The organism is Pseudomonadota bacterium (genome assembly GCA_039033415.1).
Lineage (GTDB): Bacteria > Pseudomonadota > Gammaproteobacteria > Xanthomonadales > SZUA-38 > JANQOZ01.
Genome location: JBCCCR010000002.1, coordinates 193,410 through 210,099, shown reverse-complemented (window position 1 = coordinate 210,099; position 16,690 = coordinate 193,410). Strand labels below are relative to the sequence as shown.

At 62.1% G+C, this 16,690-nt stretch carries 14 protein-coding genes; 10 read left to right on the top strand and 4 right to left on the bottom strand.

The window, feature by feature from the left end; all coding sequences use genetic code 11:
* Window positions 1–8 precede the first annotated feature (8 nt).
* Complete coding sequence (locus AAF358_02490; protein MEM7704388.1) at window positions 9–1,511, top strand: phospholipase D family protein; 1,503 nt, start codon at window positions 9–11, stop codon at window positions 1,509–1,511.
* 18 nt (window positions 1,512–1,529) lie between these two features.
* Here AAF358_02490 and AAF358_02485 read toward each other — a convergent pair whose 3' ends face one another.
* On the bottom strand, window positions 1,530–3,050 hold the full coding sequence (locus AAF358_02485; protein MEM7704387.1) for a hypothetical protein: 1,521 nt from the start codon (window positions 3,048–3,050) through the stop codon (window positions 1,530–1,532).
* A gap of 182 nt (window positions 3,051–3,232) precedes the next feature.
* Here AAF358_02485 and AAF358_02480 point away from each other — a divergent pair, with 182 nt between their 5' ends.
* The 3 genes from AAF358_02480 (at window position 3,233) to AAF358_02470 (ending at window position 5,400) form a co-directional block, all read left to right on the top strand.
* A complete protein-coding gene (locus AAF358_02480) occupies window positions 3,233–4,018 on the top strand; it encodes a fasciclin domain-containing protein (protein ID MEM7704386.1) in 786 nt (261 codons plus the stop codon).
* Between the two features lie 141 nt (window positions 4,019–4,159).
* Entirely contained in the window at window positions 4,160–4,708 is a 549-nt protein-coding gene (locus AAF358_02475) for an RNA polymerase sigma factor (protein MEM7704385.1), read from the top strand.
* A complete protein-coding gene (locus AAF358_02470) occupies window positions 4,705–5,400 on the top strand; it encodes an anti-sigma factor (GenBank protein ID MEM7704384.1) in 696 nt (231 codons plus the stop codon). The genes AAF358_02475 and AAF358_02470 overlap by 4 nt, the downstream gene beginning before the upstream one ends.
* On the opposite strand, the gene tmpT is transcribed toward AAF358_02470, so the two are convergent.
* A complete protein-coding gene (gene tmpT, locus AAF358_02465) occupies window positions 5,397–6,047 on the bottom strand; it encodes a thiopurine S-methyltransferase (GenBank protein MEM7704383.1) in 651 nt (216 codons plus the stop codon). The genes AAF358_02470 and tmpT overlap by 4 nt on opposite strands.
* Before the next feature lie 97 nt (window positions 6,048–6,144).
* Between tmpT and AAF358_02460 the strand changes: the two genes are divergently transcribed.
* Together AAF358_02460 and AAF358_02455 are read left to right on the top strand one after the other, a co-directional pair.
* Window positions 6,145–7,584 (top strand): NAD(P)/FAD-dependent oxidoreductase, encoded by a 1,440-nt coding sequence (locus AAF358_02460; GenBank protein ID MEM7704382.1) that lies wholly within the window; start codon window positions 6,145–6,147, stop codon window positions 7,582–7,584.
* A 196-nt stretch (window positions 7,585–7,780) separates the two neighbouring features.
* Window positions 7,781–8,188, top strand: coding sequence for a hypothetical protein (locus tag AAF358_02455; protein ID MEM7704381.1), 408 nt, complete (start codon window positions 7,781–7,783; stop codon window positions 8,186–8,188).
* A gap of 37 nt (window positions 8,189–8,225) precedes the next feature.
* Here AAF358_02455 and AAF358_02450 read toward each other — a convergent pair whose 3' ends face one another.
* Together AAF358_02450 and AAF358_02445 are read right to left on the bottom strand one after the other, a co-directional pair.
* On the bottom strand, window positions 8,226–10,283 hold the full coding sequence (locus tag AAF358_02450; protein ID MEM7704380.1) for a winged helix-turn-helix domain-containing protein: 2,058 nt from the start codon (window positions 10,281–10,283) through the stop codon (window positions 8,226–8,228).
* A gap of 33 nt (window positions 10,284–10,316) precedes the next feature.
* Window positions 10,317–10,868, bottom strand: coding sequence for a winged helix DNA-binding protein (locus tag AAF358_02445; protein MEM7704379.1), 552 nt, complete (start codon window positions 10,866–10,868; stop codon window positions 10,317–10,319).
* 107 nt (window positions 10,869–10,975) lie between these two features.
* On the opposite strand from AAF358_02445, the gene AAF358_02440 reads away from it, so the two are divergent.
* Genes AAF358_02440 through AAF358_02425 form a run of 4 tightly spaced genes read left to right on the top strand, consistent with a single transcriptional unit; the run spans window position 10,976 to window position 16,673 of the window.
* Window positions 10,976–13,417: a TonB-dependent receptor gene (locus tag AAF358_02440; protein MEM7704378.1), complete on the top strand. Its 2,442-nt coding sequence runs from the start codon at window positions 10,976–10,978 to the stop codon at window positions 13,415–13,417.
* A gap of 24 nt (window positions 13,418–13,441) precedes the next feature.
* Complete coding sequence (locus tag AAF358_02435) at window positions 13,442–14,563, top strand: LLM class flavin-dependent oxidoreductase (protein ID MEM7704377.1); 1,122 nt, start codon at window positions 13,442–13,444, stop codon at window positions 14,561–14,563.
* Window positions 14,563–15,126, top strand: coding sequence for a gluconate 2-dehydrogenase subunit 3 family protein (locus AAF358_02430; GenBank protein MEM7704376.1), 564 nt, complete (start codon window positions 14,563–14,565; stop codon window positions 15,124–15,126). The genes AAF358_02435 and AAF358_02430 overlap by 1 nt, the downstream gene beginning before the upstream one ends.
* Window positions 15,123–16,673: a GMC family oxidoreductase gene (locus tag AAF358_02425; GenBank protein ID MEM7704375.1), complete on the top strand. Its 1,551-nt coding sequence runs from the start codon at window positions 15,123–15,125 to the stop codon at window positions 16,671–16,673. The genes AAF358_02430 and AAF358_02425 overlap by 4 nt, the downstream gene beginning before the upstream one ends.
* Window positions 16,674–16,690: the final 17 nt, after the last annotated feature.

The window sequence follows — 16,690 nt, the reverse complement described above, 5'->3', positions numbered from 1 at the left end:
GCCCGACAGTGAAACTGGTTTTACGGCTCTGCGCTTCGCTCCTGCTTGCCGGGTGTGCGAGCCTCCAGCCGGTTTCGCTGGCGCCGGAGTTCACGCCGCCCCCGGCGGAGGCTCCGGTTTGGAGCGAGGTGGCGTCGGCAAGAGACGGAAGCTGGTATGAGCTGCTCAACACCGGCCCGGCGGCCCTCGACTGGCGGCTGCACGCCGTCGACTCGGCCACCGAAAGTCTCAGCTTCCAAACCTTTCTCTGGCATTTCGACACCGCGGGTTCGCTCATGCTGGATCGACTGCTGGCAGCCGCAGACCGCGGCGTGCGGGTTCGGGTGCTGGTCGACGACACGTTCCTGGTACATCAGGACCGTCTGCTGCTGGCGCTGGCCGAACACCCGAACCTTGAGTATCGGGTGTACAACCCGTTCAAGCGGCGGGGCGGAGGGCTGGCGACACGCCAGCTGCTGAATCTGGCTGAGTTTCATCGCCTCGATCACCGGATGCACAACAAGGCGATGGTGGTGGACAACCGGGTTGCGATCGTCGGCGGCCGTAATATCGCTGACGAGTATTTTGGCCTGGACGACGAGGCAAACTTTCGGGATCTCGAGCTCATTGCCGGCGGTGATGTGGTGCAGGAGATCAGCGAAGCGTTTGACGACTACTGGAACGATCGCTGGTCGTTTCCCATCGATCGGCTGTCGCACGGTCAGGCGTCGATGGAGGCCCTAAACGAAGCTAGATCGGAAGGAAGAAGCTTGAGCGATCTCTACGAAGAGGATACTCCGGCGGAACGCCTCGATCGCTGGCTCTCGCTCGCGCAATCTGCACACGACGGCATGGCCGAACTGATTGTCGATGAACCGGCCCGGGACAACCCCGCCAGTCCTGCTGACGCGCCGGTGGCGGTGGCTGATCGCTTAATCGAGCTGTTCGACAACGCCGAGCAGGAAATTGTGATGGTTTCCGCCTATCTGATCCCGACGCCCGAGCTGGAGGGCGCCATTGAGCGGGCGAGGGCACGCGGCGTCGCGGTGCGAATGCTGACCAACTCGATCCGGTCGAATAACCACCTCGCCGCCCACAGCGCTTACCGCAATCATCTCGAAGAGCTGCTGGGCGTTGGCGCTGCGCTTCACGAGGTGCGGGTCGATGCGAATGATCGACCCAAATATATGCTTCAGCCCGTCGGTTCAAAGGAGCTCGCTCTCCACGCAAAAGCCCTGTTATTCGACTCAGACAAGGTGTTTATCGGCAGCGCCAATCTCGATCCTCGCTCGCTGCGGATCAACACCGAAATGGGGCTGTTGATCACCAGCGAGTCGCTCAACCAGCAGCTCCGCCGGGATCTGGAGGGCGATTTTTCCCTGGCCAACGCCTGGCGCCTGACCCTGGAGGACAACGGCCGGGTCCGCTGGACCTCAAGCGAGAAAACGCTTGACTCCCAGCCGGCGGGTTCCTTTATGCAGCGGCTGGAAGACTGGATGCTTTCGCACCTGCCGCTGGAAAACGAAATGTAGCTCAACGCCACGCGCCTCTCACTGCTGCTCAAAGCTGTCGGAAAACAGCAGGCCCGGCAGCAGAAACTGTCCGAAGACCTCCACCTCACGAAATGCCAGATCCTCTCGGTCGTCGTTGCCGTCCCAAACGGTTAAAAACTGGCGGGTTTGGGAGTTGTAGGCCATGTCTCCCCGGCCGGCGCCGTACTGGGAGTTGCCGTCGGGTCCCATCTGACTAAGGCGCTCACGCTCCCGGTCGCGAGTGCCGTCGGGATTCAGCCGGTGGCCGTAAACCTCAAACTCGTTGTTGACCAGCATGCCCGCGTCATCTTCGCCGCGGAAAACGAGTAGATAGGTTCCGTCGACCGGGTCGACACGAAGTATGGGATTGAGCGCCCAGTAGGTGTCACTCCCATCCGGGCCCATCGAGGTAATTCTCCGCGACGCCTCCAGGAGTGAGCCGTCAGCGCCGATGCGTTTGACCCAGATCTCCATGTCGTTTCGCACGGAACCGCCGTTGTCATCGCTGCCGTTCCAGGCCACCAGGTATTCATTGGTGAGTGGGTTGTAGGCCGGGGATGCGTTGGTGCTGTCGAAGCGTGTGTCGCCTGGCGGACCAAGCGCGCTGATGCGGATATCGTTCGGCCCCACCTCGTCACCGGTCGCCATGTCGATGAGCTGACCGTAGACCTCTACATCGCCATTCACTCCAGTGGCGGAATCATCGTCGCCCTCCCATGTGACAAAGTAGTTTCCGTTCAATTCATCGACCGCAATGGCGCAATCGGCCGCGGTAAAGCTGGGGTTGCCGTCGACAGCTCCCATGTCGCTGATGCGGATAACCCGCTCCAGCAGCAGGTTGCTGTCGCCGGCGATCCGCTGACCCCAGATTTCGGTTTCCTGATCCATCGTGACGTCGACGATGTTGTCCCCGCCCCAGGCGACAAAAAATTCGTTCTGGCTGGCGCTGTAGGCGACCGCCGGCGTCTTGCCCTCAGCATCGGTATCCCCTTCCATGCCCATAAAGCTGATCCGGAACTGTTCGTCCAGCGGGCTGGCGTCCGCGGCCAGCCGGCGCCCGAACACCTCACGCTTGTCGTCTACCAAGGTGCCCGTGTTGTCGTCACCCCACCAGACCACCAGATACGTATTGTTCTGGGAGTTCCACGCCACTTCGGGATTGAGTGCCTCAAAAAACCCGAGCCCTTTTGACTCGTCGTCGCGAGCCCTCTTGCCGGCGGAGAAATTGAGCACGTCCGGACCCATGCGGCTGACCCGAACCGGTGAGCCGATGTTCCTACCGGTGGTGCCGTCGATTCGCTGGGCGTAAATCTCATCCTCAAGGACGGGGGCATCTGCCGGCGAATCGCCCGACCAGACCAGCAGAAATTCGTTGGCGGTGGCGTTGTAGGTGATCCCGGGATTGACCGCCACGTACCCCTCATCCAGCGCCGGGCCGGCTTCCGTAATGCGAAAATCGTCTGGGCTCAGTTCGAGCGCCAGCCCTTCGGTGCACAGGGTCAGCCCCAGCCAAAAAGCCCCGACTCTTCCGACAGACATACCGTTTCTCCAATACACACGGTCTCATTCGAGCTTACGTAAGCCGGCGTGGCAGACGACAGGTCGGATCAGGTTTTTTCCGGATATTTCCGATTTTTTGAATCCAAATGGCACGCCGCTGCGAATAACCATCTGTGCACACCCAAACTTTCCCTACAAAAGCTGTCAGGAGACACAAAAAAATGACGTTGATGAGATTTGCACTTGCCCCGCTGCTGCTGGGCCTGAGCCTGGGCGGCCCTGCCGCGATTGCGGGCCACAAAACCACCGGAAACATTGTTGAAGTGGCGCAGGGCGCCGGTCAGTTCAATACGCTGATCGCCGCCGCTAAGGCTGCCGGACTTGCCGGTGCGCTCACCGGCGAAGGCCCGCTGACCGTCTTTGCACCCACCGATGAGGCGTTTGCCGCGCTGCCCGAGGGCACCGTGGAGAGCCTGCTGGAGCCGGAGAACAAGGAACAGCTGGTGGCGATCTTGACGTACCACGTTGCCCCGGCACGCCTGAAGGCCAGCGACGTTGTAGCCAGCGATACGATCGAAACGCTGAACGGCAAGCAGCCGGCAATTTCGGTCAACGGCAGTCAGGTCAAAATCGACGGCGCCAACATCGTGAAGGTGGACATTCCCGCCAGCAACGGCGTGATCCACGTGATCGATAAGGTGTTGCTGCCGCCGGCCGACCAGCCGCTCAGCGGGCAGTCACGCGAGCTGTTTCAGATGGCGATCAGCCGCGGTGTACCGCTGTTCAACCACGGCAATGCCCAGGCATGCTCTGATGTCTACGAGATGACGGTCGCCAGCGTCCTGGCGCTCGATAGTTCACTGAGCGACGAAAACCGTCGGATCCTCAGCCGCGCAATGGCACGTTCTGAGCGGACCCACAACGCCCGCAGCCGGGCTTGGATCATGCGCGACGCAATCGACGCTGTGTATGATGACAACATGCCGATGCAGCTGTCCGCCAACTGATTTTGCGCATGACGCTTCAAGCACTGTGGCCCGCAGACTCTGCGGGCCACAACCCCTCACCATCTCACCACCACGGGCCTGCCCAACTGGGTTCTGTGGTGTTGACTTTTCGCCCGACGGCGGACGCTCGGGAGGCGCAAGATGGCTAGCAGCATTCTGCAGCGGATCGGCGCCGGCGACACCAGCGCGGTCCGCGAATGTGTGGTGGTTTACGGCGCCCGCGTCTGGTCGATCGCGCGACGCTTCAGCGCCACCCCCGCTGATGCCGAAGACGCAGTGCAGGAGATCTTTTTTGCGCTGTGGAAATCAGCGCACCGTTTCGATCCCGGAAAGGCGGAAGAGGGTACTTTTGTGACCATGATCGCCCGCCGGCGAATGATCGACGGCTTGCGACGAGCCCCGGCCCCGGTCGATTCGCTTGAGGACATGCCGAACCTCGAGCAGGTCTCGGCGGGTGGCGGCTTCGCCAGCGCCGAGGATTCGGCTGAAGCCGCCAGCATCAGCGAGGTGCTGAAGACTTTCGATAGCCCCCAGCGAGAGGTAATTGTGATGGCGGTCTACGGCGGCTTTTCACACTCGGCAATCGCCGAGCGGCTCAAACTGCCGCTTGGCACGGCAAAAACCCTGCTGCGGCGGGGCATGGATGAAGTCAGGCGGGTCTTGAACCTGGCCAGGGAGGAGGCGCTATGAGCCAACCCAAGGACACACTGGACAACGATACGCAGAAAATGAATGAAGTTGATGAATACACCGCGGCAGCGCTCGACCGCTTAATGGAAGACGCCACGCCGCTGCCGCCGCTGCCCCCCGAACTGGCGGCCAAGGTGATTAATGAAGGCGAGGCAATGGTCAGTGGCTTTGTGTCGCCGCCCACGCACCAGCCCGAACGCAAGCGCTCGCTGCGCTGGTGGCAGAACCCGCTGCCGGCCTGGGGCGCGGCGATTGCCTGTCTGGTTCTGGCGTTGGGCATTACCCTCGGTCCTGCGGATGACGGCGTTTCGTCACCGCTCGAGCTGGATGCGGCGCTGGCAGGAAATGCCGACGCGGTAGAGTTGAGCTGGCAGGGTATGGGCGATCCGGCCTTCGACGGCGTTGTAGGTTACGTTCGCTGGGACAACGCAACGCAGCAGGGCGTGATGCGCCTGACCGGTCTGCCGGTCAATGATCCGACCGAGCTGCAGTACCAGCTGTGGATCGTTGATCCGCTGCGCGACAGCAACCCGATCGACGGCGGCGTTTTTAACATCACCGAGGGTGAAAACCTGGTGGCGATCGACGCCAAGCTGGAGGTAATCCGGCCGAAAGCGTTTGCCCTGACCCTCGAGCAGCCGGGCGGGGTGGTTGTCTCAGCCGGGCCGCTGCTGGTGATTGCCAGCAGCTAACGTCTAGCAAGCAGCCACGCTTTTTCGTCAGCCGCGCATTCGCCCTTGAGGCCACCGGGCACCCGCCGACTCTCTAGCAGCTCTACCGTGTAGCCGGCCTCGTAGTGAGCGCTCACCTCGTCGTCGCTGAGGGAAAACGGTGGTCCGTCCATCGCACGTTGGTCGTAGACCAGCACAATAAGCAGCTGCGGCGCGTTGTGGGTGATCCGCTGCACATGCTCGGCGTAGCGCGCTCGCATCTCTTGCGGCAGTGCGATCAACGCCGCCCGATCGTAGATGCCAGCAACGTCGCCCAGCTGCGCCGCTGACAGATCAAACAGATCACCAACAAAAACGTCCACGCCTTCCGCGCTGTAGCACTTCAGGCGGTCGACGGTTGCGACCTCGGGCTGAACGCTGAGCGCCTCAAACAGCTCGCGGACCGCAAGTTCGCTGAGCTCCACCCCAACCACCCGGCAACCCTGGCTCAACAGCCAGGGAATGTCGCGGGTTTTGCCGCAGAGCGGCAGAAACACCCGGCTAGGCGTTCCTCCGACCATCAGGCGCAAAAGCTGTGGAAAGTGTGTCGTCAGCAGACCGTTGGGTTCGGGCTCGTGAAAACCGATCGCCCCGCGCTGCCAACGATCGTGCCAAAACGCTGCGTCCATGTTTGTCGATCTCATCTTGGCAATGGTGCTATTCAATATGCCTATTGGGTCGCGCGATGGATAGTGGTTATTCTCCCGGCTGGCTGTGGAGAGCGTGATGACCGACTACCTGTCGTGCAAAGTACTGATCTGTGGTGGCGGCCCCAGTGGGCTGGCTGCAGCGCTGATGTTTCAGGCGCGAGGCTGGCGCGACATTGTGGTGGTGGAGCGCCGGCCGACGCCGGATCAGTTCGAGCGCAGCAAGGCGTTTAACTATCAGCTCGACGGTCGGGGTCAGCGGCTGCTCAGCGAGCTGGATATCGGGCCTGAAACGCTGGAGCAATTCGGCCTGCCGAATGATCACTTCACGCTGACCAATTTTCTGGCCGATGGAAAGGTCAAGGTGGTGCAGCCGCCGATCCTCGTGCCGGACCGGCAGACGCCCTACTGGATGACGCGCAACCGGCTGCTCGCCATGCTCCACCAGCATATTGAAAAAACGAATACGGATGGGGCAATCCGGCTGCTGTACGGCCACAGCTTCGAGGGGCTTGAGCAGATCGAAGATGGGCGCCTGGTGGCTCAGGTCCGCGACGGCGATGATGCCATGCTTCGCTATGAGCCTGAATTGCTCCTGGGCTGTGATGGCTTGCGCTCACGAGTCCGCGAGGCGCTGGCCAAGCTGGCGGATGACGCTAACGCTTTCGACATGCTGCAATTCCCCTCACCCAGCACGGGCCTGACCTACAAAGTCCTCAACCTGCCGCCGCAGTTTCCCGTGCGGACCGATCCAAAAGGCGTCCACGATCACGCCATGGCCTACGCCTTTATTTCGAACTACAGCGCACCCGACGAGAAGCTCGCGCTGTTTGCCCTGCCGGTGGCCAGCGCCGAGGACCCGCGCACCATCAACATTATTCTGAAGCCAGAGCACAAATTCTGGCAGCTGAAGAGCGCGGAAGCGGTTACGGCGTATCTCAAGGAAGGCTTTCCGCAGCTGGCGATCGATGAGCTGGTGCCGGATAGAGAAATGGAAGAATTTGCTGCCCTCAAGCCCGGTCAATTTCCGGCGCCGCAGTACACCCGGCGAATTCACAGCGAGTTTGACGGGGGCAGGCAGCAGGCGCTGCTGATCGGCGACGCGGCGCACGCGTTTCCGCCTGACCTCGGGCTGGGCGTCAACTCGGCGCTGGAGGACCTGTTCGAACTCAACCAGGCGCTGAACGTCGCCAGCGACGAAACGGCGAAAGCCAGCGCAAACTACGCTGAGGGGCGCGTACCGGAAAGCGAGGCGCTGGTGCAGCTCGTCCGACGGGTTCATCCCTATCAATACAACCAGGACCCGCTACGTCTGAAGCTGTGGATGATGCGGTTCGTTTTTCAGCTCGGGCTGCACAAGCTCTCCCGCGGGCTGGTGGAAATGCCCGGCTTCATGCTTTCACAAAAGCACCTGATGCCGTTCACTGAGATGCGGCGTCGCTTCCAGCGCGGCAACAATACGGTTATGGGGCTCGGGCTTGCCGTCGGTTTGGTTCTGGGTCGGTTACTTTTAGGGTAACTCGAGCTGTGGGTCGCTAACGAGCCTGTCGCGACAAGTGGGGTTTCCATGGTGCTAGCTCTGGCCTTCTAAGAGCATGCCTAAACAGCAAAAATCTCCTTGAACTCGTTATGAACTGAGTCAGTTCAAGCGGCGTTCAAGGGAATTGTGTCGGCGCCGGCGATACTGCCGCCTTTTGTACCGCCGAGGTGATTTCATGAGTCAGTTTTCCCCGCGTCCGCTGGGTGTTGCTATGGCCCTAGCGCTGTTCGTTTTGCTCTCCGGATGTAAATCTGTGCCCCTGGACTCCAGTCTCAACGGCTATGACCTGGTCGCCTCACCTGGGGTGATGGCGTACTTCAGTGATCCCTCGGTGACCGCTCTGGAAGTCGGCAAGAACGTGGTCTGCCGCCGCCATCGTCGGGTTGGAACCCATCTGATGACCAAGGTCTGCATGACGCAGGAGGAGTATCAGGATCGCACGCGCCATACGCAGGAAACTCATCACGATCGGATGAGCCCAGGCTGTACGCCGGTGGCGAGCAATTCCAGCTACATGAATTCTGAGCTCGGTGGCGCGCTGCTGGTTTCTTCCTGTGGCGACAGCATCAACCGGGGGCCCTAGCGCCGCCGGTCAAACCGTCGGGCAGCAAAGTCTGGCCCTACCGGGGCGCCGCGATGCGGCCGGGGACAGCCCAGCTTGCCGCCATCAGATCCAGCTCCAGCTGGGGTAAACGCGGCAGCACGAGCCAGCCAGCATTCGAGCTGATGGAGAGGTGGGACGGGTAAAACGTCAGCTCGGGATGGATCAGCACCTCCCGGCTATCCAGGTTGAACTCGCAGAGCAGCGCGGCCTGGGACGGTTTGTCCGGGCATGCTGCGAGCAGTCGATTTCCGACCACCTGCCAGCCGCTGAGCGATCCTACGGTGAAGAGCCATTCAGGCTCCTGCGAGCCGCTGGTAACCCGGCCAAAGCGAAACCGCCGGTCCACCAGGTACAGGGTTTTCCCGTCAGCGCCGAACTGGCCCCAGTCCGCCGGGTAGCTGGCACCGGCCACCCACTCCTCGCTCGCCGGGTCCAGCTCAAACAAGCTGATGGTGCCATCGGATCGACCCAGCACCCGGAGACCATCCCGTTCATCGATCGTGCTGGCGCCTGGCATGAACGGCAGCTCATAGCGCGCGAGCTCGGCGCCATCAGCGACATCCACCAGGAGCAGGGCGCGGGGCTGGCTGCTGGCAATCGTGATGCGCCGTCCGTCAGGGGACCAGCTTGGAAAGGACAGGCGCTGGCCGCTGACGCCTGGGCGTAGCTGTCGAGTCTGGCCGAGGCGAAGGTCAAGCAGGTGAAGCTCAACGCCGCTCCCGGCCCGCTTTAGCATCAGTAGCCTGCTGCCGGCGGGATCAACCAGCGCCTGCAGCACCGCGCCATCCTCCAGCGGCGGTAGGTCCACCGGCTCCAGCCGCCCCTGCAACAAGCGAAATGCCTGATGCTGGCTGCGGTGACGCGAGGCGTTATGAATAATGCCTCCGCCGGTCGGTTCGTAGGCGGCACTCTGCACCGCATGTCGATTGCTGATCAGAGTGACCGTTCCCCGGTCCAGCTGCGCTTCAAAGAGCGAAAACTGATCAACGTCGTCGAACTTAACCAGCAGAAGCCGCTGATCGTCCGACGGGTCGGCGCTCAGCCAGCGTATGCGGGTTTGCGGGTCACCGTAGAGCGTACCGATCGGGGTTCCAAATCGATTCAGCTCCAGCAGCCGGTCGCTTCCCGCCTGGCGCAGCAGCGCAAACTGGCGCTCGCCGGCGGTCACGGGGAAGCGAAGCAGCTCTCCCTGTGGGGCAGTCCACAACGCCTCAGTTTGCGGGTGGCTGAGTCGCCAGCTCAGCAACCGGGAATGGCTGTCGTCATCAACGGCAAACCAGAGGTGATCGTCCGCAAGCCAGGCTGCCGGGGACGACACCTGGCCGCCGCAGGGTGTGCGGTGGACTGGCCGCCCGGTGTTGCGATCGACAATTACCAGGTGGCAGCCATCGTCCTCACGGAACACCGCAAGCTGCGAGCCATTCGGGCTGAAGCTGGGAAAGCGATTGAGGCCATCGGCAAGGTGAACGAGGTTGTCGGTCTGTGAGTCGAGCACCATCAGGGCGCCCGCCAGGTCAACGCTGTCGCCCTGGATGAACGCGATATCCGGCGCTGCCGGAGACACGCTGATGTCCGCCCGGAAAGGCCCCGCGGTCAGCATCGGTTCGGAGCTGCCCAGCATCCGTGTTGACTCATCCGACGCCGATGGAGGGCCGGGCATTGATTTCCGCTGCCCGACTGCCCAGACAATGACGCCTATTAGGAAAACGGCAGCAGCGGCGAGGTAAGGCAGTCCAAAGCGTTTGCTGGTTGCCGGTTCCACCAGGCGGTAGCCGCGTCGGGGCACCGTCTGCAGGTAGCTGGGGCTGCGGGCATCATCACCCAAAGCCTGTCGAATCATGGAGATGTGGCGGGCGATCAGCTCGTCACTGGCGCCGTCCTGGCCCCAAACCTCGGCGGCGAGCTGGTCCTTGCTGACCACGCTGCCCAAATGACGGTGCAGCTCAACCAGCAGCTCCATGCTGCGCGCCTGCAGGCTGCTGTTTTTAGGGTCTGTGCCGGTCCTGGTGAGGGTCAGTTCTCGAGGATCAATCCGCCAGGGGCCGAGCCTAAACGCTGGCTGGGTGCTGTTCACCCGCCAACGATACTACGGAACCACGGCGTCGCGTCAGGCCGGCACCCGATGCGTGGCCGCCACACAGGAGGCCTGGTCGTAAACCCCCGCCATCAGGTTCAGGGTTTTTGCGGCACTTTCCAGGCTGGCATTGGCGAAGACGCCGGTTGTGAGCGAGGTCAGCAGCTCCTGCCGAAACTCTGCATAGCGGTCGGTGACCTGCTGACCCAGGTCGGACATCTGGTAGGTCACACCCTTCTTGCCGGTTTCGGTCGTTTTCTCGATGAGCCCGGCCTTGAGCAGCTTGCGCACGCTGTACTGCAGGTTGGCCTGATCATCCCGATTAAGCAGTCGGCCAATCTCGGAGATGCTTTTCGGACGCTCGTGCATGCGAATCACGTGCATGACGGCGGTGTCCGAACCGGAAAAAGCGCTGCCGTGGCAGCAGGCCAGGCAGTCGGACTGCCACCGTTCGAAAGCAGCGGATACTCGGATGAGCGAAAACTCGAGCTCCGTCAGCGCTACCTCCGCGTCATCGGTGGCCAGATGCCAGTGTTTATCGAGTCGGCGCAGCTGGTCTCCAGCCTGGTTTTTCTTGGTGTTCATCGCGCGACCTATTCGCTTTGCTTGTAGAAATTTACGGTTAACATTATGCTTAAATTTACGTTAAAAACCGAATCACCTACTAACTGACCAATCTGAGGGGACATCAAATGGGCCAGTGGAACGTTCGCACGTGCGGTATTGCTTTGCTTGTCAGCCTGATTGCGGCGGGAGCCGCGCAGGCGCAGGTTTTAGAGGAGGTTGTCGTAACAGCCCAGAAGCGGGAGCAAAGCCTGCAGGATGTTGGTATCGCCATTACCGCATTCAGCGGCGCTCAGCTCGAGGCGCTGGGCGTCGAGGAGAGTTTTGATGTGGCGCTCTTCTCGCCGGGTGTTCATATCTCAGGAAACCTGGCTGGCCAGAACACGCAGTTCACCATTCGCGGTGTTACCCAAAACGACTTCAACGACATTGTTGAGGCGCCCAACGCGGTGTATCTGGACGACGGCTACATCGCGGTAGCCCAGGCCCAAACCTTTGCCGTCTTCGACGTTGACCGCGTCGAAATCCTGAAAGGCCCTCAGGGCACGCTGTTTGGTCGGAACGCCACCGGCGGCCTGGTGCACTACCTTTCGCGGAAGCCCAGCTTCGAAGAAAACTCCGGATTTCTCGACGTGACCTACGGGCAGTTCGACAGCAACGCCGACGCTGACCAGATCCGCGTTGAGGGGGCGGTCGGCGGACCGCTCTCCGATCGCGTCGCGGGCCGCGCCGCCTTCATGTACAACGACATCGGCGGGTATTTGAATAACCTGTATCCCTTCGCCGCGCCTCCGGGCGGCCCGGGTTCTGCGTCGCCAGGACCGGGCGCTGGCGCAGATATGGGCGACAACGAAACGATTGCCCTTCGCGGCACGCTCGATTTTCAGATCAGCGAAAAGCTGCTGTTTCGCGTGTCGGCCAACTACGCCGACAGCGACGTTGCCACCGGGCCCTACCAGTCCAAGTCCACGATCGGCGTCCTCGACGCGAACGGTGAGCTGGTCAACGTCATCGATACGCCGCCCAACGAAACGCGTCTAACGATCTTCGGTGATATGGACGGTGGCGCCGACGCCATCGACGGCGATCAGTTCCTGCCGGGCGGCGGCATCGGCCTTCCCGGGCGGCCCTTACCAGGCGGCGATTTCTTCGGCTACCTGGACCCGGATGGTGACGACTTCGACACCAGCAGCGATTTCGCCTTCCAGGACCAGGGATTCACCGAAACCTGGGGTATCAACGGTCGGTTCGAATACGAGATGGATAACGGCATGCTGCTGACCTCTATCACCGACTACAAAGACTACGAGAAGCTCCTGTTTATCGACGTCGACTCGGCCCCGGTGAACCAGCTGGCAAACTATGCGGGCGTGGAATCCAGCAGCTTGACCCAGGAAATCCGGCTCAATTGGGAAACCGATCGCACGCGCTGGGTCGCGGGTTTTTACTATCTCAATATCGACTCCAGCTCCGACAATGGTCTGAAAGCGCCGGCCAACAGCATCGCGGGCAGCCCCCCGTTTGCGCCGGTGGACATTGGCGTCGTCGCGGACCTGGAAACCGACTCTTACAGCCTGTTTGGCCAGGTGGAATATGACTTCACAGATCGCCTGACGGGCATTTTTGGTTTGCGCGCTATCCGCGAAGAAAAAGACTTCAGCACCGGTATCGGCGTATTCCTCTCGCAGGGCAACTTCACCGTTAACCAGGGAGACTTTCTGCCTAACGCTTTCGGCGCTGGCTCCCCCTACTTTTTTAACGATTCGATTTCCGACACGCTTTGGGCGGGCAAGGCGCAGCTGGATTTTCGGGTCAATGACGATCTGCTGATCTACGGCGGGATCAACCGCGGGGTTAAGGCTGCGAGCTATAACGCGCCGCTGCTCGGCGCCTTCCTCGGCTCCGGCGGTAACGAAGCGCTGCCCTACGCTGAAGAGGAGCTGACCGCCTTCGAAACGGGCTTTAAGGCCACCTTCGGCGACGGCCGCAGCCGGCTGAACGGCACGTTCTTCTACTACGACTACACCGATTACCAGGCCTTCCTGTTTGTCGGCGTTGGCGGTGTGGTGATCAACGCGGATGCTGACAACATCGGCGCTGAGCTGGAGTTTGTCACCTCCCCGGCTGAGGGCTGGGACCTCCTGCTGAGCGTGTCTGCCTTCGACGCAACGGTCAAAGACGTGCTGCTGCGCAACGGCTCACCCCTGCCGCCGCGTGACGTGGACCCGACTTACGCACCAGAATTTCAGGCCACCGCGCTGGCGCGCTACGAGTGGGAGGCCCTGGGCGGCATGATGCATGTACGCGGTGACGTCAGCTATTCAGACGAGTTTTTCTACAACCTGCGCAACTTCGACGCCGACAAGTTCGATTCCTACACGCTGGTGAACGCGGCGCTCGGCTGGACCAACGCTGAGGGCAGTCTGAGCGTAACTCTGGACATCAACAATCTGACCGATGAGCGCATCGGCATCCAGGGCTTTGACTTGGCGACACTCTGCGGCTGCAACGAGGTGGCCTATCAGCCGCCGCGTTTTGTCGGCCTCAGCGCCCGCTGGTCGTTCTTCTAATAAGGCTGACCAGGGGACGACACAGTGGGACATCAACAGTCGCCCATTGTGGGCGAAAACAAGCTGAAGCTGGGGTTCTTCTCACCGAACTGCTCTAGCGGCATGGCCGTGACGAAGGTCGAGGAACGCTGGGTTAACAGCTGGGAAAACAACATCCGGCTGGCCCAGCTGGGTGATGAGGCGGGGATTGAGTTTGTCCTGCCGATCGCCCGGTGGATTGGCTACGGCGGAGAGACCGATTTCCACGGCAGCGTGCTGGAAACCGTCACCTGGGCCACGGGGCTGCTCGCCAACACCAAACGGATCAACGTCTTCGCCACGGTGCACACGGCGTTTATTCATCCGGTGGTCGCGGCAAAGCAGCTTGCCACGGCGGATCAGCTCAGCGGGGGAAGGCTCGGTCTCAATGTTGTCGCCGGGTGGAACAAGCCTGAGTACGACGCCTTTGGTGTCGACCTGCCGGAAGCGCACGAGGATCGATACGCGCTGGCGCAAGAATGGTTTGACGTCGTCAACGCCATCTGGGGCCACGAGGGCCCATTCGACTGGGACGGCAAGTTTTTTAATCTGAAGGGCGTTTACGGCTTTCCGCGACCCTTCGACGGGACGCCGCCGATCATGAACGCCGCCGGCTCCAAGCAGGGTCGGGAGTTTGCCACCCGCAACGCCGACTTCCTGTTCTGCATCTCGGTGGATCCGGACGAATCCCGGCAAGAGGTCATCGACATCCAGGAGGGCGGCAAGGCGCATGGTCGCAACACCGGGGTGTTCACACTGGCGCACGTCGTATGTCGCCCGACTCAGGCCGAGGCCGAGGAATACCTCCGGTACTACGCCGACGAAAACGCTGACTGGGAAGCCGTTGATAATCTGATGAGGCTGCAGGGGATGCACGCCCAGTCGTTCCCGGCCGAGGCGCTGGAGATGCTGCGCGGACGCTTTGCCGCTGGCCACGGCACGCTGCCGCTGGTTGGTGACCCCGATACGGTGGCCGCGGAACTCAAGCGCATCAGCGACGCCGGCTTTGCGGGCTGCACCCTGTCGTTTGTCGACTACGCCAAAGAGTTTCCCTACTTCCGGGACGAGGTAATGCCCCGCTTGGAACGCATGGGCCTGCGCCAACCCATGCCCACCGTGAGCGCCTGATGGGCAGCAGCCGACGCCGCTTTGTCGGCGCCAGCGGCGCAGGTCTGCTGACGTTTGTCGTCGGCGGGTGCCAGCGGGAGATGACGCCGGGCCAGGCTCGAGAAGCCGGTGCGGACCTGCAGACGCTTAGTTCATCCCAGGCCGATTTAATCGACGCGCTCGGTGAACAGCTGGTGCCTGGCGCCGCTGAAGCTGGACTGTCTCACTTCATTGATCACCAGCTGGCGGCAGCACCGGACGAGCAGGTACTCATGGTGAAGTATCTTGGCGTGCCTGCGCCCTGGGACGGCCTCTACCGTGATGGTCTGGCCGGGGTAAACGCGGCAGCACAGGCGAACCATGGTCAGGACTATGTAGACCTGTCCTCGGACCTCGCCGGTGAGCTGGCCGCGGCCCTGGCGGGTGGGAGCATCGAACCCTGGCAGGGGCCGCCCGCCGGATTGTTTTATTTTGTCCTGCGCAGCGACGCTATTGATGTGGTCTACGGCACGCAGGCCGGCTTCGAGCGCCTCGGCCTGCCCTTTGCTGCCCACATTGTCCCACCCGACGGATGGATAGCATGAGTCTGCCGTCGCGCGCTGACGTCATTGTGGTGGGTTCCGGCGCAGCCGGCAGCACTATCGCAGCCAAACTCGCAGAGGGCGGCGCAGATGTGCTGATTCTGGAAGCCGGGCCCAAGCGATCGCCCGTCGACATGGTGAGCTCGGGCATCTGGGCGCGCCGCCTGAAATGGAATGGTGCTCCGGTGCTGGAAGACGGCGCCAATCCGGTGGGCTACAACTTCAATGCCGGGATGGGTGTCGGCGGCAGCGCCATGCATCACTACGCCGTCTGGCCGCGGATGCACCCCACCGACTTCCGCATGCGGACTGATTTCGACCGTGGCCTGGACTGGCCGATCAGCTACGAAGAGCTGCAACCGTACTACGACTTGGTGCAGCGAGAGGCCGGCATCAGCGGCGACGCTGAGCAGGAAAACTGGCGGCCGGCCGGAGAACCTTATCCGATGCCGCCCGTGCCGCTGTTTGGGCAGGGGCGGGTCCTTGCGGAAGGCTTCAAAGCCAAGGGGATGAACACGGCGCCCCTGCCGCTGGCGGTCAACACTCAGCCCTACAACGGTCGGGCCGTGTGCCTCTGGGACGGCTGGTGCGATTCGGGATGCCCCATTGGCGCGCTTGCTAACCCAGCCACCGTCTATCTACCGAAGGCCATTGCCGCCGGAGCTACACTGGCGACGGAAACACCGGTGGTCAAAGTCCTCACGAAGGGCGGCCGAACGACGGGCGTTGAGGTAGTGAACGCGGACGGCCAGCGCCAGCAGGTGCAGGCGGACACGGTCGTGCTGGCAACGTTTGCCGTGCAGAACCCGCGGCTCATGTTAGCCTCAGCGAATACCGATCATCCGGGAGGACTCGGTAATGCCAGCGGTGTGCTGGGCCGGTACCTCATGTCGCACTCGGCAGGCCTGGTTTCTGGGCTTTTTGATCAAGAGACGCAGCCCACGAGTGGCCCGTTCGGTGGCCAGCTGGTCAATCAGGACCACTACGCAAAAGACAGTCATGCGGCGAGCGGCGCCTTCGGCAGCTACCAGTGGATGATTGCGCAGGCCGTGCGGCCCAACGATCTGCTCGGTATCGCGACGACACGCCCCGATCTGTTCGGGGAGGCGATCAGTGATTTTATGCGCAAAGCCGCGCGGGGCTTTGCGGGTATGACTGCCGTGGTCGAAGATCTGCCGGTGGCGGACAACCGTGTCACCCTGAGCGATCGCCGCGACGACCACGGAGTGCCGCTGGCGCTAGCGACGCATACCACCAGCGAACCGACCAACGCCCTGTGGCGAGCCACGCTGGACGAGGGCAAAGGAATCTTCGAGGCGGCGGGTGCCACGGAGGTCTGGACCGGCCCGCAGGGCGCCATGCACATTATGGGTGGCACCATCATGGGGGACGATCCGGCGACTTCGGTCACCGACAGCTACGGCCGCTGCCACGATATTCCCAACCTGGTGGTGGCAGGGCCCGGGCTGTTTCCCACCAGCGCCGGCGTTAATCCTACCTTCACCGTACAGGCCCTGGCGGCGCGCAGCGCAGACCACCTGCTGGCTTAGCGCGGTGATGGCCGGCT

Excerpts from the sequence above, each read along its gene's own strand:
- AAF358_02485 (MEM7704387.1), bottom strand. The coding sequence starts at position 3,050 with ATGTCTGTCGGAAGAGTCGGGGCTTTTTGGCTGGGGCTGACCCTGTGC.
- AAF358_02480 (MEM7704386.1), top strand. The coding sequence starts at position 3,233 with ATGACGTTGATGAGATTTGCACTTGCCCCGCTGCTGCTGGGCCTGAGC.
- AAF358_02475 (MEM7704385.1), top strand. The coding sequence starts at position 4,160 with ATGGCTAGCAGCATTCTGCAGCGGATCGGCGCCGGCGACACCAGCGCG.
- AAF358_02470 (MEM7704384.1), top strand. The coding sequence starts at position 4,705 with ATGAGCCAACCCAAGGACACACTGGACAACGATACGCAGAAAATGAAT.
- tmpT (MEM7704383.1), bottom strand. The coding sequence starts at position 6,047 with ATGGACGCAGCGTTTTGGCACGATCGTTGGCAGCGCGGGGCGATCGGT.
- AAF358_02460 (MEM7704382.1), top strand. The coding sequence starts at position 6,145 with ATGACCGACTACCTGTCGTGCAAAGTACTGATCTGTGGTGGCGGCCCC.
- AAF358_02455 (MEM7704381.1), top strand. The coding sequence starts at position 7,781 with ATGAGTCAGTTTTCCCCGCGTCCGCTGGGTGTTGCTATGGCCCTAGCG.
- AAF358_02445 (MEM7704379.1), bottom strand. The coding sequence starts at position 10,868 with ATGAACACCAAGAAAAACCAGGCTGGAGACCAGCTGCGCCGACTCGAT.
- AAF358_02440 (MEM7704378.1), top strand. The coding sequence starts at position 10,976 with ATGGGCCAGTGGAACGTTCGCACGTGCGGTATTGCTTTGCTTGTCAGC.
- AAF358_02430 (MEM7704376.1), top strand. The coding sequence starts at position 14,563 with ATGGGCAGCAGCCGACGCCGCTTTGTCGGCGCCAGCGGCGCAGGTCTG.
- AAF358_02425 (MEM7704375.1), top strand. The coding sequence starts at position 15,123 with ATGAGTCTGCCGTCGCGCGCTGACGTCATTGTGGTGGGTTCCGGCGCA.